General features: G+C 73.8%; 19 protein-coding genes and 1 pseudogene. 9 read left to right on the forward strand and 11 right to left on the reverse strand.

Annotated elements, in window-relative coordinates:
- Positions 1-24 precede the first annotated feature (24 nt).
- The 4 genes from M8J74_RS06900 to M8J74_RS06915 form a co-directional block, all read right to left on the reverse strand.
- Entirely contained in the window at positions 25-480 is a 456-nt protein-coding gene (locus tag M8J74_RS06900) for an RpiB/LacA/LacB family sugar-phosphate isomerase (protein ID WP_058927018.1), read from the reverse strand.
- A 252-nt stretch (positions 481-732) separates the two neighbouring features.
- The gene (locus M8J74_RS06905) at positions 733-1,971 is read right to left on the reverse strand and encodes an ROK family protein (protein WP_079078232.1); all 1,239 of its coding nucleotides are present in this window, start codon (positions 1,969-1,971) and stop codon (positions 733-735) included.
- Positions 1,972-2,007: 36 nt separating this feature from the next.
- On the reverse strand, positions 2,008-2,649 hold the full coding sequence (locus tag M8J74_RS06910) for an alpha-ketoglutarate-dependent dioxygenase AlkB family protein (RefSeq protein ID WP_249835555.1): 642 nt from the start codon (positions 2,647-2,649) through the stop codon (positions 2,008-2,010).
- Between the two features lie 23 nt (positions 2,650-2,672).
- Complete coding sequence (locus tag M8J74_RS06915; protein ID WP_249835556.1) at positions 2,673-3,959, reverse strand: site-2 protease family protein; 1,287 nt, start codon at positions 3,957-3,959, stop codon at positions 2,673-2,675.
- A gap of 134 nt (positions 3,960-4,093) precedes the next feature.
- Here M8J74_RS06915 and M8J74_RS06920 point away from each other — a divergent pair, with 134 nt between their 5' ends.
- Positions 4,094-5,236 carry a methyltransferase gene (locus M8J74_RS06920; protein WP_249835557.1) on the forward strand — a complete coding sequence of 381 codons (1,143 nt, stop codon included), beginning with the start codon at positions 4,094-4,096 and terminating at the stop codon, positions 5,234-5,236.
- Here M8J74_RS06920 and M8J74_RS06925 read toward each other — a convergent pair whose 3' ends face one another.
- Together M8J74_RS06925 and M8J74_RS06930 are read right to left on the reverse strand one after the other, a co-directional pair.
- The gene (locus tag M8J74_RS06925) at positions 5,237-6,085 is read right to left on the reverse strand and encodes a class II fructose-bisphosphate aldolase (protein WP_249835558.1); all 849 of its coding nucleotides are present in this window, start codon (positions 6,083-6,085) and stop codon (positions 5,237-5,239) included.
- Positions 6,086-6,110: 25 nt separating this feature from the next.
- Positions 6,111-6,992, reverse strand: a complete 882-nt coding sequence (locus M8J74_RS06930) for an SIS domain-containing protein (protein ID WP_249835559.1) — start codon at positions 6,990-6,992, stop codon at positions 6,111-6,113.
- Positions 6,993-7,113: 121 nt separating this feature from the next.
- On the opposite strand from M8J74_RS06930, the gene M8J74_RS06935 reads away from it, so the two are divergent.
- The 5 genes and pseudogenes from M8J74_RS06935 to M8J74_RS06955 all read left to right on the forward strand — a co-directional run bounded on the left by M8J74_RS06935 (position 7,114) and on the right by M8J74_RS06955 (position 12,395).
- Positions 7,114-7,893 carry a DeoR/GlpR family DNA-binding transcription regulator gene (locus M8J74_RS06935; protein ID WP_249835560.1) on the forward strand — a complete coding sequence of 260 codons (780 nt, stop codon included), beginning with the start codon at positions 7,114-7,116 and terminating at the stop codon, positions 7,891-7,893.
- A 107-nt stretch (positions 7,894-8,000) separates the two neighbouring features.
- On the forward strand, positions 8,001-9,839 hold the full coding sequence (locus M8J74_RS06940) for a glycoside hydrolase family 15 protein (RefSeq protein ID WP_249835561.1): 1,839 nt from the start codon (positions 8,001-8,003) through the stop codon (positions 9,837-9,839).
- A 24-nt stretch (positions 9,840-9,863) separates the two neighbouring features.
- Positions 9,864-10,139: pseudogene (locus M8J74_RS06945) on the forward strand (hypothetical protein); the annotation flags it as partial.
- Positions 10,140-10,213: 74 nt separating this feature from the next.
- A complete protein-coding gene (locus M8J74_RS06950) occupies positions 10,214-11,731 on the forward strand; it encodes an amidohydrolase (RefSeq protein ID WP_249835562.1) in 1,518 nt (505 codons plus the stop codon).
- Between the two features lie 82 nt (positions 11,732-11,813).
- On the forward strand, positions 11,814-12,395 hold the full coding sequence (locus M8J74_RS06955; RefSeq protein ID WP_249835563.1) for an AMIN-like domain-containing (lipo)protein: 582 nt from the start codon (positions 11,814-11,816) through the stop codon (positions 12,393-12,395).
- An 18-nt stretch (positions 12,396-12,413) separates the two neighbouring features.
- Here M8J74_RS06955 and M8J74_RS06960 read toward each other — a convergent pair whose 3' ends face one another.
- The 4 genes from M8J74_RS06960 to M8J74_RS06975 form a co-directional block, all read right to left on the reverse strand.
- Positions 12,414-13,397 carry a S1C family serine protease gene (locus tag M8J74_RS06960; RefSeq protein ID WP_249835564.1) on the reverse strand — a complete coding sequence of 328 codons (984 nt, stop codon included), beginning with the start codon at positions 13,395-13,397 and terminating at the stop codon, positions 12,414-12,416.
- A 132-nt stretch (positions 13,398-13,529) separates the two neighbouring features.
- Complete coding sequence (locus tag M8J74_RS06965; protein WP_249835565.1) at positions 13,530-14,630, reverse strand: GNAT family N-acetyltransferase; 1,101 nt, start codon at positions 14,628-14,630, stop codon at positions 13,530-13,532.
- 328 nt (positions 14,631-14,958) lie between these two features.
- Complete coding sequence (locus M8J74_RS06970) at positions 14,959-15,837, reverse strand: ABC transporter permease (RefSeq protein WP_249835566.1); 879 nt, start codon at positions 15,835-15,837, stop codon at positions 14,959-14,961.
- Positions 15,830-16,699 carry an ABC transporter ATP-binding protein gene (locus M8J74_RS06975; RefSeq protein WP_249835567.1) on the reverse strand — a complete coding sequence of 290 codons (870 nt, stop codon included), beginning with the start codon at positions 16,697-16,699 and terminating at the stop codon, positions 15,830-15,832. Before M8J74_RS06975 ends, M8J74_RS06970 begins: the two co-directional genes overlap by 8 nt.
- 49 nt (positions 16,700-16,748) lie before the next feature.
- Here M8J74_RS06975 and M8J74_RS06980 point away from each other — a divergent pair, with 49 nt between their 5' ends.
- Both M8J74_RS06980 and M8J74_RS06985 read left to right on the forward strand, forming a co-directional pair.
- Complete coding sequence (locus tag M8J74_RS06980) at positions 16,749-17,387, forward strand: TetR/AcrR family transcriptional regulator (RefSeq protein ID WP_249835568.1); 639 nt, start codon at positions 16,749-16,751, stop codon at positions 17,385-17,387.
- Between the two features lie 156 nt (positions 17,388-17,543).
- Positions 17,544-18,623, forward strand: coding sequence for a glycerophosphodiester phosphodiesterase family protein (locus M8J74_RS06985; RefSeq protein WP_249835569.1), 1,080 nt, complete (start codon positions 17,544-17,546; stop codon positions 18,621-18,623).
- Between the two features lie 13 nt (positions 18,624-18,636).
- On the opposite strand, the gene M8J74_RS06990 is transcribed toward M8J74_RS06985, so the two are convergent.
- Positions 18,637-18,978 (reverse strand): ArsR/SmtB family transcription factor, encoded by a 342-nt coding sequence (locus tag M8J74_RS06990; protein ID WP_372500123.1) that lies wholly within the window; start codon positions 18,976-18,978, stop codon positions 18,637-18,639.
- Positions 18,979-19,148: 170 nt separating this feature from the next.
- Between M8J74_RS06990 and M8J74_RS06995 the strand changes: the two genes are divergently transcribed.
- The gene (locus tag M8J74_RS06995) at positions 19,149-20,423 is read left to right on the forward strand and encodes an MFS transporter (RefSeq protein ID WP_249835570.1); all 1,275 of its coding nucleotides are present in this window, start codon (positions 19,149-19,151) and stop codon (positions 20,421-20,423) included.
- Positions 20,424-20,600 lie beyond the last annotated feature (177 nt).

Below are 20,600 nucleotides of genomic sequence, written 5' to 3' on the forward strand. Positions count from 1 at the left end.
CGGCACTGACAACGCCCGGCTGAGTCAGGGCGCGGTCCGGCCCAGGTCGAGCCGCTCGACGCGGGCCACGTTCTCGCGGTCCTCGGCGTCCTCGCTGGCCGTGGCGGCGAACCAGGCGTCGAGGATCTCCTTCAGCAGCGGCTCCGAGGTCAGCCGCAGGCTGAGCGCGAGCACGTTGGCGTCGTTCCAGCGGCGGGCGCCGTCCGCGCTGTAGGCGTCCGTGCACAGCGCGGCCCGTACACCGGGCACCTTGTTCGCGGCGATGGACGCGCCGGTGCCGGTCCAGCAGCACACGACCGCCTGGTCCGCCCGGCCGGCGGCGACCTCCCGGGCCGCCGCCTCCGAGCAGGCCGCCCACTGCGGGTCGTCGCCGGGGCTGAGCGCGCCGTGGGCCAGGACCTCGTGGCCGCGCCGGCCCAGCTCGGCGACGAGGGCGCGGGCGACGGGTTCGTCCATGTCGGAGGAGACGGAGATCCGCATGCCGACGAGCGTAACTCGCCGCGCCGCCGCTGACCGGCGGCGTCTGCCGTCCGGACTCCTTGGACCGGCGGCGTCGGTCGCTCGGAGCTCCTCGGACCGGCGTCGGCCGCCCGGCACTCCCCGGACCGGCGACGTCGTGTGCCCGGGCGCTCGGGCGCTCGCCGGACCGGCGGCATCGGCCGCCCGGCACTCCCCGGTCCGGCTCGCCCCGATGCCACCCCGCACCGGCCAACCCGCCCCGCCCAGGCCGTCCTACGTGAGTGCTCCGAGCGGGTCGTCGAGGACCGGTTGCCATGCCAACTCCGCCGCTCCGACCAGGCTGTTGTGGTCGAGGGTGCAGGCCAGGATGGGCACTCCCCCGCTCTGGCCCCACAGGCTGCGGTCGGCGACGACGGCGCGCAGGCGGTCGGGGTCGGCGTCCAGGAGGGTGCGGTGCAGGCCGCCGAGGATGATGCGGTCGGGGTTGAGGATGTTGACCAGGCCCGCGAGGCCGAGGCCGAGGCGGTCGATGAGGGTTTCGGCGGCCGCGCGGACGGCAGGGTCGTCGTAGTGCTCGCGCACGAGGTCGTCGGCCTGCCGGAGCAGGGACACCTCGGGGCCCGGGTCGAGGCCGGCCGCCGTGAGGAGGGCGAGCGGATCGGCCTCGACGTCGAGGCAGCCGCGGCTGCCGCAGTGGCAGGGGCGCCCTTCGGGGTTGACGGTGAGGTGGCCGACCTCCAGGGCCAGGCCCGAACTGCCGGTGTGCAGGCGGCCGTCGAGGACCAGGGCGCCGCCGACGCCCCGGTGTCCGGTGGCCACGCACAGCAGGTCCCGGGCGCCGCGGCCGGCGCCGTGCCGGTGCTCGGCGAGCGCGGCCAGGTTGACGTCGTTGCCGGCGAAGGCCGGCCCGGTGATGCCGGCCTCTCGCACGCGCTCGGCGAAGATCCGCCGGACCGGCGCGCCGACGGGCCAGGCCAGGTGCAGGGGGTTGAGGGCCAGGCCGTCGGGCTCGGCGACCGCGGAGGGCACGGCGAGTCCGGCGCCGACGCAGCGCCGTCCGGTGGAGCGCAGCAGGTCCGTGCCCGCCTCCACGACCGAGCCGAGGACCTTGGCCGGGTCGGCGTCGACGGTCTCGCAGCCGGGCGCGGTGGCCACGATCCGGCCGCCCAGGCCGACCAGCGCGGCCCGGAAGCCGTCGGCGTGGACCTGCGCGGCGAGCACGACCGGGCCGTCGTCGGCGACCGCGAGCCGGTGCGAGGGCCGGCCCTGGGAGCCGGCGGCCGCGCCGGGCCGGGCGTCGACCCGGATGAGCCCCAGGGCCTCCAGTTCGGCGGCGACCGCGCCCGCCGTCGCCCGGGTGACCCCGAGTTCGGCGGTGAGCACGGCGCGGGTGGGCGCGCGGCCGGTGTGCACGAGCTCCAACGCGGGCCCGAGCGCACCGCGCCCCCGGTCCAGCCGCGTCCTCGAGGTGGTTCCTTCCCCCGCCGGCCGGGGGTCAGCCTTGCCGCTCATGAGGGCGAGTCTCCCATGATCCGCAGCCGCCTCCGGCTACAGGCCGCTGACCCGGAGCGTGATGTTCAGACGTCCGGACAGCCCCAGCCGGGGCGGCGCGGTGCCCGCGTGCACCCGGGGCACCCCGTGGTAGGCGAGCCGGGAGGGGCCGCCGAACACGAACAGGTCACCGCTGCGCAGCTCCACGTCCGTGTAGGGCCGGGTGCGGGTCTCGGTGTTGCCGAAGCGGAAGACGCAGGTGTCGCCGAGGCTCAGGGACACCACCGGCGCGTCCGATCTCTCGTCGCTGTCGCGGTGCATGCCCATCCGGGCGTCGCCGTCGTAGAAGTTGATCAGTGCGATGTCGTACGGCGGTGCGGGGGCGCCCAGCGCGTCGGCGACGGCCCGCCGCCCCAGCTCGCCGAGCCATGCGGGGAACGGCTTCACGGGCGCGCCGTCGCCGTCGACGACCGTAGGCGCGTAGCCGTACGGGTACCAGTGGTGGCCGAGGCAGACCTGGCGGGCGGACATGGTGCCCCCGCCGGGTACGCGTACCGTCCGCAGTCCGGCCGGCGGGCGCGCCCATTCCCGGCAGGCGTCCAGCAGTTCGCGCTGGCGGCCGTCGTCGAGCCAGTCCGGCAGGTGCACGGCTCCCGGGGAGACCTCGGTGCGGGGTCGGGGGAACAGCTCGGCTTCCATACCGGCCATCCTGCTCCACCCGGTCAGCTCCGGCGACGGCGGCGTCGGCGGTCGCGCAGGCGGGTGGTGAACCACAGGGCGTGGAACGCGAGCAGTGATCCCAGGGTCAGGAGGGCGTCGGCGAGGTCGAGGCCGGTGCGTGCCGTGCGCAGACCGGTGACCGCGGTGAGGATCAGCCGGAGGTCCGCCGGGAGGGTGTAGAGGGCGAGTCCGGCCAGGCAGAGGGCGGTTCCGGCGACCTGGACGACGCTGTAGACGCGCACCGCGCGCCGTTCCGCCGGGGGCAGCTTCCGGGTGGGGTCGGCGTCCGGGGCGCGTCTGCGCAGCAGGCGGCCGGCCAGGTGACGGGCGTGGGCGCGGCCGTCCCCGTACAGGTCGCGGCAGCCGGTCAGGTCCTGCAGGACGAAGTACACGTCCGTCCGCATGAAGACCATGAGCTGGAAGGTGAGGGGCAGCAGCGCCCACAGCACGGTCGCGGCGAGCAGCCGGTGCGGGGCGGACCCGGGGGGCGTCACGAGCAGGAGCAGGAACGACGAGGCGGCGACGGCGAGATTGACGGCGATGCCGGCCAGGTAGGCGGTCAACCGGTGGCGGCGGGGGGCGAGTTCGATGCCGCTGATGTCCGTCTGGGCGACGAGGAACTGCAGCCGGGTGGCGAAGCCGATCCGGCCCGGGACGCCCGCGGCCCTGGCCACGGCGAGGTGGGCCAGTTCGTGCAGCAGCAGGATGGACCAGCCCACGACGGCGCCGGAGAGGATCACCACGCTGCCCCGGTCGCTCCACAGCAGGTCGCGGTAGGTGGGGGCGAGTTCGGGATGCCGGAGGAGGACGGCCAGAGCGGCGGCGGCGAGGGCTGCGGTCAGCAGCGGCAGCAGGGGGTGGAGCAGGAAGCGCACGTGCTCGGGGCGCAGCCGGGGCAGGGTCGGCGGGCGCACCGGCTCCGTCGCCACCGGGCGGCCCGCGGCCTCGGCCACGAAGCCCAGGGCGATGAGGTCGCGCACGAACTCGGCCACGTCGAGTTCCTCGCCGGTCTCGGCGAGCGCCTGCTCCTGGGCCTGGCCGACGCTCAGTCCGCGCTCCAGCAGGCGGACGACCCTGATGCCGGCTTCGGGGAGGGCGACGAACGTCCGCGTCTCGCGCCGTCCGACGATCCACTCGGCGCCGTCCGGTCGCCGGGTCAGGGCGTGCAGCCGGACGTGGGACTCCGGCCCCACCGTGATCGTCGTTGCGTCGGCGTCCTTCGCCGTGCTGTGCGGACGCATGGCCGGTTCGGTCACCGGAGCGGACACCCCCCGTGTTGACTCGGTCATGCCATCCTGGGCCGGTCGCCGGACCCCTGACAAGGGCCGCCCCGGTCCCGGCGGGGCCGTGGCGTCGGCGACCGGGGCGCTACGGCGGCCGCCCGACCGGGGATGACCTGCGGCTCCGCTAGCCTGGTCGCACGATGAACGACCGTATGACGACGCCCTGGGGCGAGTTCGCGCTGACCCGTTTCCCGGAGGACCCGCGCGAGAGGCTGCGCGCGTGGGACGCCTCCGACGAGTACCTGCTCGGCCATCTCGCCGAGGAGAAGGTCCCGCTGTCCGGCACGGTCGTGGTCCTCGGTGACCGCTGGGGCGCCCTGGTCACGGCGCTGGCCGAGCACGGGCCCACCCAGATCACCGACTCCTTCCTCGCCCAGGAGGCCACCCGGCTCAACCTCGCGCGCAACGGCGTCGAGGCCGGCGCCGTACGCCTGCTGACCACGCAGGACGTGCCGCCGGAGCGGGTCGACGTCCTGCTGGTGCGGGTGCCGAAGAGCCTCGCGCTGCTGGAGGACCAGCTGCTGCGGCTGGCGCCCGCCGTGCACGAGGGCACGGTCGTGGTCGGCACGGGCATGGTGAAGGAGATCCACACCTCGACGCTGGAGCTGTTCGAGCGGATCCTCGGTCCGACGCGCACCTCCCTCGCCGTGAAGAAGGCCCGGCTGATCTTCTGCACGCCCGATCCGTCGCTGGAACGGCCCGCCGACCCGTGGCCGTACACCTACACGCTGCCCGAGGACATCGGTGCGGTCTCGGGCCGTACGGTCGTCAACCACGCGGGCGTGTTCTGCGCCGACCGGCTGGACATCGGCACCCGGTTCCTCCTGCGGCATCTGCCCGCCCCGGGCGCCCGCCGGGTCGTGGACCTCGGCTGCGGCAACGGGGTCGTGGGGACGGCCGTGGCGGTCGCCGACCCGGCCGCCGAGGTGCTGTTCGTCGACGAGTCGTTCCAGGCCGTGGCCTCAGCCGAGGCGACGTACCGGGCTAACGGGGTGCCCGGGCACGCCGAGTTCCGGGTCGGGGACGGCCTGGCGGGGGTGCCGGACGGGAGTGTCGACCTGGTCCTCAACAATCCGCCGTTCCACTCCCACCAGGCGACGACGGACGCGACGGCGTGGCGGATGTTCACCGGGGCGAAGCGGGTGCTGCGCCCCGGCGGCGAGCTGTGGGTGGTCGGCAACCGGCACCTGGGCTACCACGTCAAGCTCAGGCGGCTGTTCGGCAACAGCCGCCTGGTCGCGAGCGACCCGAAGTTCGTGGTGCTCAAGGCCGTCAAGCGGTGATCAGTTCAGCGTCCGGATGATGCCGGTCACGGCCTGCACCATCGCCTCCCGGCCGACGCCGAGATACTTGCGCGAGTCGACCGCTTCCGGATGGGCGGCGAGGAAGTCGCGGATCGCGCCGGTCATGGCGATGTTGAGGGCGGTGCCCACGTTCACCTTGGAGATGCCGCCCGCGACGGCCGCGACGAGCTCGTCGTCCGGTACGCCCGAGGAGCCGTGCAGCACGAGGGGCACGTCCAGGGCGGCCGAGAGGCGCTTGAGGAGGGTGTGGTCGAGGGCGGCGGTGCGGGTCGTCATGGCGTGCGTGCTGCCGACGGCGACGGCGAGGGCGTCCACGCCGGAGTCGGCGACGAAGGCGCGGGCCTGGTCGGGGTCGGTGCGGGCGCCGGGGGCATGGGCGTCCAGGGCGGGCTGCCCGGCCTTGCCGCCGACCTGGCCCAACTCGGCCTCGATCCACAACCCTTGGGCGTGCGCCCAGTCGGCCGCAGCCCGGGTCGCGGCGAGGTTGCGCTCGTAGGGCAGGCGGGCCGCGTCGTACATGACGGAGCTGAACCCGGCGTCCGCCGCCTGGCGCAGCAGGTCGTCGCTCTGGACGTGGTCGAGGTGCAACGCCACCTCGACCACGGCGCGTTCGGCGACGGCGAGGGCGGCGCGGGCCAGCGGGAGCAGCCGGCCGTAGCGGAACTTGACGGCGTTCTCGCTGACTTGGAGCACCACGGGGGCCTCGGCGGCCTCGGCGCCGGCGACGACGGCCTCGACGTGCTCCAGCGTGATGATGTTGAAGGACGGGACGGCGGAGTGCGCGGCGGCGGCCCGGGTGACGAGTTCGCCGGTGGTGACGAGGGGCACGGTTTCTCCCGTTCGAAGAGGTGCGTCAGGGGGCGAGGATCACCGAGCGGGTGAGGTGGCGGGGCCGGTCCGGGTCGAGGCCGCGGGCCGCGGCGACGGCGACGGCCAGGCGCTGGGCGCCGACCAGTTCGGCGAGCGGGTCCAGGTCGCCCGCGATCCACAGCCCGCCGGTGGCGCGCACCTGGTCGGCCAGGTCCTCGGGGGCCTCGCCGAGCATCCAGGTGGCCGTGCCGTGGGTGGTGACGCTGATGGGGCCGTGCCGGTACTCCATCGCCGGGTAGGCCTCGGTCCAGGCGAGCGCGGCCTCGCGCATCTTCAGTCCTGCCTCGTTGGCCAGGCCCACCGTCCAGCCCCGGCCAAGGAAGGTGAACTGCGTGCAGTCGACGAGGCCTTCGGGCAGCGGGCGGGCGAGCGCGGTGCGGGCGTCGGCGACGACGGCGTCGGTGTGCAGGCCGAGGTGGGCGCGCAGCAGGGTGAGGGCGGTGGTGGCGAACCGGGTCTGGACGACGGATCGTTCGTCGGCGAAGTCGAGGACGACGACGTCGTCGGCCGCCCGCATGACGGGGGTGTGCGGGTCGGCGGTGAGCGCGGTCGTGCGGGTGCTTCCGCTCAGGTCGCCGAGGAGCTGGAGGACTTCGGTGGTGGTGCCCGAGCGGGTCAGGGCCAGGACGCGGTCGTAGGAACGGCCGCGGGGGAACTCGGAGGCGGCGAAGGCGTCCGTCTCGCCCTGCCCCGCCGACTCGCGCAGGACGGCGGCGGCCTGCGCCATGAAGTACGAGGTGCCGCATCCGACGATCGCGACCCGCTCCCCCGACACCGGGAGCGCCTCGGCGTGCCGCGGCGCCTCGGCCGCGGCCCGTGTCCAGCACTCGGGCTGACTGGTCAGCTCCTCTTCGACGTGCGTCATGCCGCACCCTCCCTCTGTTTGCTTGTTCTTGCAAGATATAGCGAGCTTTCAAGCACAATCAAGCATTCGTGCGTCTTCAGCGTGCGTTAGGGTCGCCGGGAGGGCGAGGAAGGGAGAGCGGATGTCGCGCGACGCCCGCTGGAAGGCGCTGCTGGAGCTGCTCGTCGAGCGCGGGCGGCTGGACGTCGAGCAGGCGGCCGCCGAGCTGGAGGTCTCCGCGGCGACGATCCGGCGCGACTTCGACCAGCTCGCCGAACAGCAGATGCTGGTGCGCACCCGCGGCGGCGCCGTCGTGCACGGGGTGTCGTACGAGCTGCCCTTGCGCTACAAGACCGCCCGGCACGCCTCCGAGAAGCAGCGGATCGCGAAGGCGGTGGCGGAGCTGATCTCGCCCGGCGAGGCGGTGGGGCTGACCGGCGGCACCACGACGACCGAGGTGGCGCGCGCCCTCGCCGTGCGCGGTGACCTGGCCTCCGGCTCCCCCGCGCTCACCGTCGTCACGAACGCGCTCAACATCGCCAACGAACTCGCCGTACGCCCCCAGTTCAAGATCGTGGTGACCGGTGGGGTCGCGCGCCCGCAGTCGTACGAGCTGATCGGGCCGCTCGCGGACGGCGTGCTCGGGCAGATCACCGTCGACGTGGCGGTGCTCGGCGTCGTCTCCTTCGACGTCACGCACGGGGCCGCGGCCCACGACGAGGCGGAGGCCGCGATCAACCGGCTGCTGTGCGAGCGCGCCGAGCGGGTGGTCGTCGCCGCCGACTCCAGCAAGCTGGGCCGGCGGGCGTTCGCGCGGATCTGCGCGGCCGGGGCGGTGGACACGCTGGTGACGGACGCGGCGGCGGACCCGGAGGAGGTCCGCCGGTTCGAGGAGGCGGGCGTCGAGGTCGTCGTGGTCTGAGCCGGCGCGGCATCACACCGAGCCGACCCTCGCGACAGCCCCTAGGCTGAGTGCCGGGATGCGCGTCGGACGCGTGTCGGGATGCGTGCCGGGTGCGGGAGGCAGCGATGGGCGCACGAGCGATCGACGACGACGCCCCGGCGGCCGCCGCCCGGTACCTGCCGATCGCCGAGCACGGGCTGATCGGCGATCTGCGCAGCGTGGCCCTGGTGGGCACGGACGGCACCATCGATTGGTACTGCTGCTCGGCCTTCGACGCGCCGAGCGTCTTCGCCGCGATCCTGGACGCCGAGCGGGGCGGCTCCTTCGAGCTGGCCGCGTCCGTGCCGGCGAAGACCAAGCAGTTCTACTTCCCCGACACCAATGTCCTGATCACCCGCTTCTTCACCGAGGACGGCGTCGGCGAGGTGCAGGACTTCATGCCGGTGAACGGCGACGAGGTGGAGGTCGAGCGGCACCGCCTGATCCGGCGCGTGGTGTGCGTGCGCGGCTCCGTCCCCTTCCGCACCCGGGTCGCGCCGCGCTTCGCCTACGGCACCCGGCCGCACACCGTCCGCATGGCGGGCGAGGTCGCGGTCTTCGAGTCCGACGGGCTCTCCCTCGCCCTGACGTCGACCGTGCCGCTGGAGGCCCACGGCCCGGACGCGCGGGCCGACTTCAAGCTGTCCGAGGGCGAGACGGCCGTGTTCGCACTGGACCAGGTCGGCGGCGACGTGCAGCCGCGGCGCTGCGCGAAGGCCGAGGCCGAGGAGCAGTTCAACACGACGGTGGCGTACTGGCGGCGCTGGCTGTCGGCCTCCAAGTACCGGGGCCGCTGGCGGGAGATGGTGCACCGCTCGGCACTCACCCTCAAACTCCTCACCTACGCGCCCACCGGCGCCATCGTGGCCGCGCCGACGACGAGCCTGCCCGAGCAACTGGGCGGCGAGCGCAACTGGGACTACCGGTACGTGTGGGTGCGCGACGCGGCGTTCTGCGTGTACGCGCTGCTGCGGCTCGGCTTCACCGACGAGGCCGAGGCGTTCATGACGTTCGTGACCCGGCACATCAGCCCGGGCGACGGCAGGCCCTCCGGCCCGCTGCAGATCATGTACGGCATCGACGGCCGCACCGATCTCACCGAGGCCGAACTCGGCCACCTGGAGGGCCACCAGGGCTCGGCGCCGGTCCGGATCGGCAACGCAGCCGCCGAGCAGCTCCAGCTCGACATCTACGGCGCGCTCATCGACTCGATCTACCTCTACGACAAGTGGGCCAAGCCCATCTCCAGCGGCCAGTGGGACGACGTGTGCGCCCTGGTGGACTGGGTGTGCGAGCACTGGGACCAGCCGGACGAGGGGATCTGGGAGACCCGCGGCGGGCGCAAGAACTTCCTGTACTCGCGCCTGATGTGCTGGGTGGCGATCGAGCGGGCCATCCGCATGGCGCACCGCCGGGGCCTGCCGGCCGACCTGCCGCGCTGGCGCCTCAGCCGTGACACGATCTACCGGCGGATCATGAAAGAGGGCTGGTCGGACCGGCGGCGGGCCTTCGTGCAGCACGAGGGCGGCGATGTGCTGGACGCGGCGGTGCTGATGATGCCGCTGACGAAGTTCATCGCGCCGACCGACCCCAAGTGGCTGTCCACGCTCGACGCCCTCACCCACGAGCTGGTCTCCGACTCGCTCGTCTACCGCTACGACCCGTTGGCGAGCCCCGACGGCCTGCGCGGCGACGAAGGCACCTTCTCCATCTGCTCGTTCTGGTACGTGGAGGCGATGGTGCACGCCGGACGGGTCGACGAGGCACGCCTGGCGTTCGAGAAGATGCTGACGTACGCCAACCATCTCGGCCTGTACGCCGAGGAGATCAGCCACACCGGGGAGCAACAGGGCAACTTCCCGCAGGCGTTCACGCATCTCGCGCTGATCAGCGCGGCCTTCAACCTGGACAAGGCGCTGGGCTGACGCGGGTGGAGGCGGCACCACCCCGAGGCGGGCGCGGTCGTCGCCGCCGACCGCCCGATCGATCCGACGATCACGGTCAGCGGCACGTACGTCCTCTACGGTTCGATCTCCCGGCTGCCGCTGGGGCTCTTCCTCGGCACGCTCGGCCACGTGGTCACGCGCACCGGGCTGCTGCCGCGCTGGGTCGGCAGGTCGGGCACCACCGCCCTGATGGGCGCGCTCCTCAGCTGGTGGCTGCCGGCCGTGGGCATCTGCGTCTACCGCAGCGCGGCCGGTACCCGATCGGCGGTGACCGCGTAACCTCGGGTCAGATCACCAGGCGGCGGGGGCCTCGGCCGGCCCCCGCCGCACCTGTCCTCGACGCAGGAGCCCGCATGACGACCGTCGACGGCACACCCGCTCCGCCCGTAGCCGACCCCGGTGCCCGGCCACCCGCGCTCACCCTCGGCCGGGTCCGGCTGGGACCGGGCGGGCCGCTGGGCCGGGTGCGGATCGACGGCAGCAGGATCGTCGCCGTCGAGGAGACGGACGAACTCGGCGGGACGACCCTCGACATGGGCGGACGTACGGTGCTGCCCGGGCTGTGGGACTGCCATGTGCACATGGCCCAGTGGGCCGGCAACCGGCGGCGGGTCGACCTCGCCGGGCTCGGGTCCGCGCACGCGGTGGCCGAAGCCGTACGGTCGTACGCGCGTGGTCTGCCGGACGGCGAGGTGCTCGTCGGGCAGGGTTTCCGGGACGGGCTGTGGCCGGACGCGCCCGACAAGGCGCTGCTGGACTCGGTGTGCCCGGACCGGCCCGTCGCGCTGATCAGCGCCGATCTGCACGCCGTATGGCTGAACTCCGCGTGTCTGGCGCTGGTGGGGCGGCCCGGTCACGCGACGGGACTGCTGCGGGAGCACGACTGCTTCGAGGTGCTGCGGACACTGCCCGAGGTCCCCGTCGAGGTTCTGGACCGCTGGGTCGCCGAGGCCTGCCGGGAGGCCGCCGGGCGGGGTGTGACGGGGATCGTCGACTTCCACTTCTCCGACAACCTCGCCGACTGGGCGCGCCGCGCGGCACGGGAACCGCTCGGCACGCGGGTGCGCGCCGCCGTGTATCCCGGGCATCTGTACGCGGTGACCGAGCGCGGGTGGCGCACCGGTGACGTGCTGCCCGGGACGGGCGGCCTGGTCCGGGTCGGGCCGCTGAAGCTGTTCACGGACGGCTCCCTCAACACCCGCACCGCCCTGTGCTGCGAGCCGTACCCGGGTCTGGAGGGCACGCCGGAGGCCCACGGCATCGAGGAGATGCCCCACTCCGAGCTGGTCCGCCTGATGCGGCGGGCCGCCGCGCACGGCATCGAGCCCGCCGTCCACGCGATCGGCGACCGGGCCAACACGCTGGCCCTGGACGCGTTCGCGGCCGTCGGCTGCCGGGGCCGGATCGAGCACGCCCAGCTGCTGAGGGCGGCCGACGTGCCCCGGTTCGCGCGGCTGGGCGTGACCGCGAGCGTGCAGCCGGCGCACGCCGTCGACGACCGGGACGTGGCGGACCGGCACTGGGCCGGACGTACCGGCCGTGCCTTCGCCTACGCCGATCTGCTGGCGGCCGGCGCCCGGCTGGAGTTCGGCTCCGACGCCCCCGTCGCACCGCTCGACCCCTGGTCCGGCATCGCCGCCGCCGTCCACCGCACCGGAGACGGACGGCCCGCCTGGCATCCCGAGCAGCGCGTGCCCGTACGGGCGGCGCTGGCCGCGTCGGCCCGGGGCCGCTCGGCGGTCCGGGCCGGGGACACCGCCGACCTGGTGATCGTCGACGCGGACCCCGCGACGGCCGACGCCCGCACACTGCGGGAGATGCCGGTACACGGCACGTTGCTGGGCGGCCACTGGACCCACGGCCCCGGCTGATCCGACCCGGCGAGAGCGCAACCTTTCGGCCATCCTGAATGTCTTCCGCCGTATCAGCACCCACCACGCTTCGGGGGACGAGATGAAACGAAGCAGAACAGTCTGGACGGCAGTCGCACTCCTTCTCACCGCGCTGGGCGCGAGCGCGCTCCCGGCCGAGGCGGCCACGGCCGCCACCACCCGGGCCACCGTCTGCCCCACGGGCTGGGGCAGCCTTCCCAAGACCCGCGAGGCCGGCACCTCGACACCGGTGCGGAACGTCAGGACCGCCCGCCACACCTGCTACGACCGCATGGTCATCGACGTCCCCGGCGCGAGCCGGAGCGCGCTCGGCTACTCCGTCGGGTACGTCGCCCACCTCTACCAGGACGGATCGGGGCGCGAGATCCACGTCGGCGGCGGGGCGGTCCTCGAAGTGCGGATCAGCGCGCCCGCCTACGATCCCGAGACCGGGAAGCCGACCTATCCGGCCGAGGCCGGCCGCCGGCTGCCGGGTGTCGACCTCACCGGCTACCGCGCCTTCCGCGACACCCGCTTCGCCGCGAGCTTCGAGGGCGACACGCAGCTCGGGCTCGGCGTGCGGACCCGGCTGCCGTTCCGTGTGCTGCGCACCGACGGCCACCTGATCGTGGACGTGGCGCACAGCTGGAACGGAACGCCCTGACGCCGGGGGCGGGCGCGCTCAGTCGTCGGTGACCAGCTCCGCCGGTACGGCGACGACGTCCACCAGGGCGTCGCCGCGCAGGGCGGTCAGGGGCAGGGGGCGCCCGATGGCGTCCTCCAGCATCAGGCGCTGCAGCGCCTGGGCGCTGGTGACGGGCGCGTCGCCCGCGGTGAGCAGCAGGTCGCCGGCGCGCAGGCCGGCCCGGGCGGCCGGGGAGGCGGTGACGACCTCGGCGATCCGCAGGCCGGTGCGCCGGCCGGTGCGGGCGCGCACCGGTGGGGGCAGCGGGCTCGGGGTGCCGGCGATGCCGAGGTAGGCGCGGCGGACCCGGCCCGTGGCGAGCAGCGCCGCGATGATCTTCCGGCTGGTGCCGTTCACGGGGATCGCCAGGCCCAGGCCGACGTCGGCGATGGCGGTGTTGATGCCGACGACCCGGCCGTCGGCGGTGGCGAGGGCGCCGCCGGAGCTGCCGGGGTGCAGGGTGGCGTCGGTCTGGACGACGTCGTCGATGACCCGGGTCGCCCGGCCCGTGCCGGCCGGCAGGGACCGGCCCAGCGCGCTGACCACGCCCGCGGTGACGCTGCCGGTCAGACCCAGCGGGTTGCCGACGGCGACCACCAGCTGGCCGACCCGGAGGGCGTCGGCCTCGCCGAGGCGGGCCGGCGGCGGGGTCGGTCCGTCGGCGCGGACCACGGCGAGGTCGGAGAGCGGGTCGGCGCCGATGACGTGGAAGGGGGTGGTGGTGCCGTCCGCGAAGGAAGCCGTACCGGCGTCGGCGTGGCCGACGACGTGGGCGTTGGTCAGCAGGAAGCCGTCGTCGGTGAAGACGACGGCGGAGCCGGTGCCGACGACAAAGCGTCCTCCGGCGCGGCGGTGCGCGACGTTCAGGGCCGCCACCTTCGGGGTGAGTTCGGCGGCGACGGAGGTGACGGTCCGGGAGTAGGAGTCGAGCGCGGCCTGCTCCTCGCCGGAGCGGTCGGGCCCGGAAAGTGTCTCGGCCACGAGTCGGCCTTTCCGCTTGCCCAGAAGGCTGGATCCCCCACCAAAGAGGCTGGGATTACATGCTTACACCCCTGCTTCGGCAAGCGGACCGGACTTCGCTGCGGGCTGACGCCCGCCCGCCGCCCCGCACGGTCAGCGGGTGCCGGTTCCCGGGCCCCGCGAGGTGCGCAGCGTGCCGATCGTCCTCAGCAGACGGTCCGCGGGGGCGCGCAGCCCGGGGTGGGCGTTGACGGTGTTGCGCAGGCCGCGCACGGGCCTGCGCCACAGCCGGTGGGCGGTCGCCACCGGGTGGGGGCGGCTGGCGAAGCCCTCCGACACGCGCAGTTCGCGGGTCTTGAGCCAGTCCTTGTACTCCTTGTCGCCGCGGCCGAGGTCCATGAGCGTCACCCCGTGGCGGGCGGCCGCCTCGGCGGTGCGCAGATGCATCATCAGGCCGGGCGAGTAGTAGTGCAGCTCGGGGTCGTAGGCGGTGAACCAGGCCGCGAGCACGGTGCGCGATCTCGGCCCGAAGTGGGCGGCCACCGGACGGTCCCCGGCGTAGAGGACGGAGAGCACCCCGGTGAAGTGGGGCTCGCGGACCTGGAAGAGGTGGTCCACCAGGTCGACGATCCACGGCTTGGAGAAGCGGTCCATCCGGCCCGTCCTGCGGTACTGGGCGGACTTCCACTGCATGAGCCGGCGCAGCACCCGCGGGTCGCGCTCGTCGAACTCGAAGCGCACCTCGCCGACGTCGCGGCCGAGGCGGCGTTCCTTCTTCAGCGTCGTCTTGGCGAGCCCCGGGTAGGCGCCGCGCAGCCACTGCGCGTAGCCGCTGGGGTCGGGCTTGAGGTCGACCACCGGGGAGGCGAAGGTCCCGGTGACATGTCTGCCGAACGGTTTCTGTTCCGCGACGAGGTGGTCGAACTCGAAGATGGACAGCCCGCAGGCCTTCAGCAGGTCCTGGGCGTCCCAGGTGAATCCGGGGCGGTGCACGAGGGCCTGGCAGTCGGACAGGCCGAGTCCGACGGCCCGCCCGACGCCGAAGGCGTTGCGCTCGTACGGGAAGAACCCGGCCGGCGTCCCGCCCTCGCGCAGGACGGCGATGCGCGTGCCGGCTCGGTGGTGTCCGACGCCGAGGGCGAACTCGGGTGCCAGGAAGGGATTGGAGTACTCCGGCGACTCGTCCATGGCACGGTGCCAGGCGTCGCGCAGTGAGGCGTTCAGCTCGTCGGCTCTGTGGATCGTGACGTCCACTTCAGATCAACCGTCCTTCCACAGGCTCCGCGAGGAACGCGCCGGCGGCGGCGCAGGCCGGAAGGGCGGGTGACCTTCTGTTCTCGGATCGCATAGGCGATCGCTCCCCCGTGACGTCCCCCCATGACGCGCTGTCCGCGTCCTACCGCTCAATTCAGTATCAGCCGATTCCGCGCTGTGTACACGCTCGTTTCGCGATTGACCCTTCCGGTGCCGAACTGTCCGACGTGGATCAAACGTCGCGAAACAGTACGCGTGTTGTCAAGAGCGCCTGCCGCAGCGGAAGTCGGTGACGCGCCAACCGGCAGGCCGCTCGCGTCGCCGATGTTCACAGGGCCACCGGCCGTCCGCCGCGCCCGCGCAGGCGGAGCGAGGCCAGGGTGCCGCACACCAGGGCGGCGGCGAGGAGGAGCGCTCCGGCGGTCGCGGCGGTGCGCGCGTCGCCGTCCAGGGCCGCGTGCAGGCCCCGCACGGCCCAGTAGCCGGGCGAGGCGGGGGCCAGGCGCGAGACCCAGGCCGGCAGGACGTCGAGCGGGACGAGCGCGCCGCCGACGCTGCTGAGCAGCATGCCGCCGATGTCGAAGGAGGCCGACAGCTCGCCGGTGCTGCGCACCAGCACCCCGATCAGCGCACCGAGGCCGAGCAGGGTGCAGCTCCAGCTCAGCAGGACGCCCAGCAGCAGGAGGGGATGCGGCACGCGCAGACCGCAGACGGCCGTGCCGAAGCCGACGATCAGCAGTTGCTGGGCGAGCAGGGCCGCGAAGACGGGGATCGCCTTGCCCAGGAGCAGCTCGGCGGGGTGCAGGGGTGTGGCGCGCAGCCGGTCCCAGGTGCGGCCGAGCCGCTCGGTGAGGATGGCGCCGCCGGAGATGCTGAGGGCCAGCAGCGAGAAGGTCACCAGTGTGCCGACGACGGCCTGTTCGGTCCCGGCCTCCTGCCCCTGCGCGGCCAGGTAGAGGGGGCGCAGCAGGGTGATGAAGACCAGCGGCAGGATCATCCGGCTCAGCAGCGGTCCCGGTTCACGCAGCATCAGCAGGGCGTTGTGCCGCACCAGGACGGTCACACGGGCGGCGGACGCACGGGCCGCCGCGGCCCGCCCCTCCACGGACAGGAGGCGCTGTGGCCCGGGTGGGGCGGCGGGTTCACGGCCGCGGGTCGTGACGTCGCGGGGGAAGGCCGCCTCGGCGGTGGGGTCGGGGCTACGCATCGCTCGCCTCCTTCTGCGATGCGGCGGATTCCAGGGCGCGGTAGAGGTCGTCCAGGGCCGGACGGTGGATGTCCACGGTGGTGGGGGTGCGGCCGGAGGCGAGCAGCGTCGCCAGGTCGGCGCCCGGGTCCGTGGTCGGCATGCGCAGGTCGGGCTCGGCCGGGTCGGCGAAAGTGACGCGGAGTTCACCCGGCAGATGGCGGGTGAGCTCCTCCTGGGTGCCGCGGGCGATGACGCGTCCCGCCCGGGCGATCGCCAACGTGGCGTCGAGGTCGACGAGTTCCGGCAGGTAGTGGGTGGTGTAGACGACGGCGGCACCGGCTGCCGCGCGGGCTCTGACGGTGGCCAGCAGGGCCTCGCGGGTCTCGGGGTCGGCGCCTGCGGTCGGTTCGTCCAGCAGCAGCAGCGGCGGCGAGCCGACCAGGGCGGTGGCCGCCTGCACCCGGCGGCGCTGCCCTCCGGACAGGACGCCGGCCCGCCGGTCCGCGACGGCCGCCAGCCGCAGTTCGTCCAGCACGCGGGCGATCTCGGTGTCCCGGCGCCGCCCGCGCAGGCCGGCCAGTGCGGCGAACAGCCGCAGGTTCTCGCGCACGGTGGCGCCGCCGTACAGGGCCAGTTCCTGCGGTGCCACGCCCAGGAGCCGGCGGGCGGTGCGGCCGGCTCGCAGCGCGTCGTACGGGCCGATGCGGACGCGGCCCTCGTCCGGGCGCACCAGGCCGGTGACGACCTCGACGAACGTGGTCTTGCCGGCGCCGTTGTGGCCGATCAGGCCGACGATCTCGCCGGCCGCCACCGTCAGGTCGAAGCCGTCGAGCGCCCGGTCGGGGCCGTAGCGCTTCACCAGTCCTTCCGCGACGAGCATGTCCTCCCCCACTCCATGTATACGCCGTACACGTATACACTGTAGACCCATGAGCGGGAGACGGGAAGAGATCCTGGACGCGGCGCTGGCGATCGCCGACGAACGCGGCCTCGACGCGGTGTCGATGCGCGCGCTGGCGGAGCGCGTCGGGGTGACGCCGATGGCGCTGTACCGACACGTGAAGGACAAGTCGGCGCTGCTGGACGCCCTGGTGGGGCGGTTGCTGGCCGCGCTGCTGCCGTCCGGTGCGCGGCGGGACGAGCCGTGGGCCGAGCGGCTGCGCGCCCTGGCGCGGGCCTGCCGTCAGGTGACGCAGCGTCATCCGTGGGCGGCGCAGCTGCTCTTCTCCCGGCCCGCCGTGACACCGGACGCGGTGCGCGCGGTGGACATCATCTACACCGCGCTCCTCGAAGCGGGGGTGCCGGAATCCGAAGTGCCCCGGCTGGAACGCCTGGTCAGCACCTTCGTGATCGGTTTCGCCGCCTCGGAGGCCGCGGGCCGTTTCGCGCCCGGCCCGCTCGACCCGCGTGGCCGCCGCGGGCAGTTGCCGCAGAGCGCGCTCCCCGGCCACAGCAGGCTCGCGCCCTGGCTGGACCTGCCGCTGGACCTGGGCGCCGAGTTCGAGGCCGACCTGGAGGACATCCTGCACATGGTGGAGACGGCCGCGCGCAAGCACCCCCGGGTGTGAGGGCTCACCCCGCGGGCCGGCTTCCGCCCGGTGCCGGTCCCTTGACCCTGCAAGCGTTTTCGGACATTCACGGGCCGGTCATGTCGGGGCCGTTGAGGTCGCCGCCGGCCGCACTAGCGTCGGCGGACGGCCCGACCCGACACGAGTGAGGTAGTGATGTCCGCACGACGCGTCCTCGCCGGCCTGGCGCTGGCTCCGCTGTTCGCCCTCCCGGTGGCCGCTCACGCCACGCCCTACGACAGCTCGCCCGTACCGCACCCGAAGATCCGGTTCGACCTGCAGGCCCACCGCGGCGGAATCGGCATGACCACCGAGGAGTCCCTCGCGGGGTTCGCCAAGGCGATGCGGCTCGGCGTGTCCACCCTGGAGCTGGACACGCAGATCACCAAGGACGAGAAGGTCGTCGTCACCCACGACCGGCAGGTCAGCTCCGTCAAGTGCCGTGACACGGCACCGGTCACCCCGGGCGACCCGGTGTATCCGTATGTCGGCAAATACATCAAGGACCTGACGCTGGCCCAGATCAAGACCATGGACTGCGGTTATCAGCAACTGCCCGGCTTCCCCGAGCAGGAGGTCGTCGAGGGCAACCGGATGGCCGAGCTGAAGGACGTCCTGAACCTGGTCAAGAGCTACCACGCCTGGGGCCTGAAGCTGAACATCGAGACCAAGGTGGAGGCGGGCGCACCCGACGAGACGGCTCCGCGCGAGCTGTTCGTGCGCCGGGTGTACGAGGAGATCCACCGCTCGGGCATCGAACGGCAGGTCACCATCGAGTCCTTCGACTGGGGCGCGCTGAAGGCGATGCACGCGCTGGCCCCCAGGTGGCCGCTGGTCGCCCTGACCAACTACGACTTCCTCCAGGTCGGCCGGCCCGGCGCCTCGCCGTGGCTCGGCGGTATCGACGCCGACGACTACGGCGGCGACTTCGTCCGGGCCGCCGCCACGATCCCCGGCGTCCGGGCCCTGTCCCCCAACTACGGCTTCCCGCAGACCGGCAAGGTCGGCGACCCCGGCTTCCGCTTCTACTCGGACCGGGCCATGGTCCGCGAGGCGCACGCGCGCGGACTGAAGGTCGTTCCGTGGACCTGCGACGACCCGGCCACCGTCGAGGCGCTCATGGACATGGGGGTGGACGGCGTCATCACGAACTACCCGAACCACGTCCGGCAGATCATGGCCGACCGGGGCATGCGCCTGCCGAGGTCATACGGCCGTACACCCGGCGGGAACTGAGCTCCGCGCCGTCTCAGTCGTGCGGCGCCTGCCCGCTGACCCGGTGGTCGGCGTGGCTGAGCGCCTCCAGGACGAGGCGGCGCAGATGACCGTCGCTGAGGCGGTAGTGGATGTGCCGGCCCTCCCGGCGCGTGTCGACGAGCCCGGCCAGGCGCAGCTTCGCGAGGTGCTGGCTGACCGCCGTGCGTGAGGCGTCGGTGCGCTCGGTGAGCGTCCCGACGTCCGACTCGCCCTGCGCCAGCAGCCAGAGCAGATGCAGCCGGGTGGCGTCCGAGAGCATCGCGAAGACCCCGGTCGCCTCGGCCAGCCGTGCGCTGTCCGGGGCCCGCAGATGCGCACCGGATGCAGTTGACATGGGGTCGCGTACGGACATGGGAACAGCGTAGAGGCAGTGCGGCCCGGCGCGGTGAGGAGCGTCGGGGCCGTCGTGCTCCCGCCGCCGGCCATCATGTGCGCAGATGCGCACATGATGGCTACACTGGCCGGACCGAGCCGTCGTACGCCGTCGCGCCCAGGAGCCGCCGCATGCTCGCCGTCCTGCGCAACCGCACCTACCGCCACCTCTTCGCCGCCCAGGTCATCGCCCTGGTGGGCACCGGGCTGGCGACCGTGGCCCTCGGGCTGCTCGCGTACGACATCGCGGGCGGTGACGCCGGTTCGGTGCTCGGCACGGCCCTCGCGATCAAGATGGCGGCCTACGTCCTGATCGCCCCGGCGATCGGCGCGGTCGCCGACCGGCTGCCCCGCCGCGCCCTGATGGTCACCGCCGATCTGACCCGGGCGGGGGTCGCGCTGCTGCTGCCGTTCGTGGACCAGGTGTGGCAGGTGTACGTCCTCGTCTTCCTGCTCCAGTCGGCCTCGGCCGCGTTCACCCCGGCCTTCCAGGCCGTCATCCCGGACGTGCTGCCCGAGGAGCGCGACTACACCCAGGCCCTGTCGCTGTCCCGGCTCGCCTACGACCTGGAGAGCCTGTTCTCCCCCGCGCTCGCCGCCGCCCTGCTGACCGTGGTCACCTACAACTGGCTGTTCACGGGTACCGTGCTGGGCTTCCTGTCGTCGGCCGTGCTCGTGGTCTCCGTACTGCTGCCGAAAGCGGCGTCCCCGGGCCTCGCGCGATCCGGTCGCGTCCGCGCCCGGGCCACCGCGGGCACCCGGCTCTTCCTCGCCGTCCCGCAGCTGCGCGCGCTCCTCGCGCTGAACCTCGCGGTCGCCGCCGCGAGCGCCATGGTGACCGTCAACTCCGTCGTCTACGTGCGGGACGTGCTGGACCGGCCGGCGGGCGCCGTGGCACTCGCGCTGGGCGCGTACGGCGCGGGGTCGATGGCCGTCGCCCTCGTCCTGCCCCGCGTGCTGGAGAAGGTGTCCGAGCGTGCCGTGATGCTGCGCGGGGCGCTGCTGCTCGGCGTCGTCTTCGCGGGGCTCGGCGCCATCACGGCGGCGGGGGGCGGGAGTTGGCGCTGGCCCGGACTGCTGGTGGTCTGGGCGGCCTTCGGCGCCGCCTGCTCGATGGTGCTGACGCCCGCCGGACGGCTCGTGCGCCGCGCCGCGCCGGCCGAGGAGCGGACAGCGGCCTTCGCGGCCCAGTTCTCCCTCTCGCACGGCTGCTGGCTGCTCACCTATCCCCTGGCGGGGTGGCTCGGCGCGGAGGCCGGTCTGACGGCGGCCGTCGTCACCCTCGGGGCGATCGCGCTGGCCGCGTCCGCCGGGGCGGCGCGGCTGTGGCCGTCGCCGCGACCGGCCGCGCCCGCCGTGCCGTCCCGCCCGCTCACCACGGCACCCGGCCTCGCCCACGACCGCTGACCGGTCCCGGACTCAGCGCGCGACGCCGGACTCAGCGCGAGAACCCCGGCCCAGCGCAAAAGGACCCCGGCCCAGCGCGAGGACCCCGGCTCAGCGCGCGGCGCCGGACACAGCGCAAGGACCCGGGCTCAGCGCGAGGCCCCGAACTCGGCGCGAGAACCCCGGCCCAGCGCAAAG

This window comes from Streptomyces panaciradicis (genome assembly GCF_023516615.1).
Classification (GTDB): Bacteria; Actinomycetota; Actinomycetes; order Streptomycetales; family Streptomycetaceae; genus Streptomyces; species Streptomyces panaciradicis.

Bases quoted from the DNA above. Each gene is read 5' to 3' on its own strand.
- M8J74_RS06920 (WP_249835557.1), top strand. From the start codon at position 4,094: ATGAACGACCGTATGACGACGCCCTGGGGCGAGTTCGCGCTGACCCGT.
- M8J74_RS06900 (WP_058927018.1), bottom strand. From the start codon at position 480: ATGCGGATCTCCGTCTCCTCCGACATGGACGAACCCGTCGCCCGCGCC.
- M8J74_RS06975 (WP_249835567.1), bottom strand. From the start codon at position 16,699: ATGCTCGTCGCGGAAGGACTGGTGAAGCGCTACGGCCCCGACCGGGCG.
- M8J74_RS06985 (WP_249835569.1), top strand. From the start codon at position 17,544: ATGTCCGCACGACGCGTCCTCGCCGGCCTGGCGCTGGCTCCGCTGTTC.
- M8J74_RS06990 (WP_372500123.1), bottom strand. From the start codon at position 18,978: ATGTCAACTGCATCCGGTGCGCATCTGCGGGCCCCGGACAGCGCACGG.
- M8J74_RS06980 (WP_249835568.1), top strand. From the start codon at position 16,749: ATGAGCGGGAGACGGGAAGAGATCCTGGACGCGGCGCTGGCGATCGCC.
- M8J74_RS06915 (WP_249835556.1), bottom strand. From the start codon at position 3,959: ATGACCGAGTCAACACGGGGGGTGTCCGCTCCGGTGACCGAACCGGCC.
- M8J74_RS06950 (WP_249835562.1), top strand. From the start codon at position 10,214: ATGACGACCGTCGACGGCACACCCGCTCCGCCCGTAGCCGACCCCGGT.
- M8J74_RS06930 (WP_249835559.1), bottom strand. From the start codon at position 6,992: ATGACGCACGTCGAAGAGGAGCTGACCAGTCAGCCCGAGTGCTGGACA.
- M8J74_RS06955 (WP_249835563.1), top strand. From the start codon at position 11,814: ATGAAACGAAGCAGAACAGTCTGGACGGCAGTCGCACTCCTTCTCACC.
- M8J74_RS06905 (WP_079078232.1), bottom strand. From the start codon at position 1,971: ATGAGCGGCAAGGCTGACCCCCGGCCGGCGGGGGAAGGAACCACCTCG.
- M8J74_RS06940 (WP_249835561.1), top strand. From the start codon at position 8,001: ATGGGCGCACGAGCGATCGACGACGACGCCCCGGCGGCCGCCGCCCGG.
- M8J74_RS06995 (WP_249835570.1), top strand. From the start codon at position 19,149: ATGCTCGCCGTCCTGCGCAACCGCACCTACCGCCACCTCTTCGCCGCC.
- M8J74_RS06970 (WP_249835566.1), bottom strand. From the start codon at position 15,837: ATGCGTAGCCCCGACCCCACCGCCGAGGCGGCCTTCCCCCGCGACGTC.
- M8J74_RS06910 (WP_249835555.1), bottom strand. From the start codon at position 2,649: ATGGAAGCCGAGCTGTTCCCCCGACCCCGCACCGAGGTCTCCCCGGGA.
- M8J74_RS06935 (WP_249835560.1), top strand. From the start codon at position 7,114: ATGTCGCGCGACGCCCGCTGGAAGGCGCTGCTGGAGCTGCTCGTCGAG.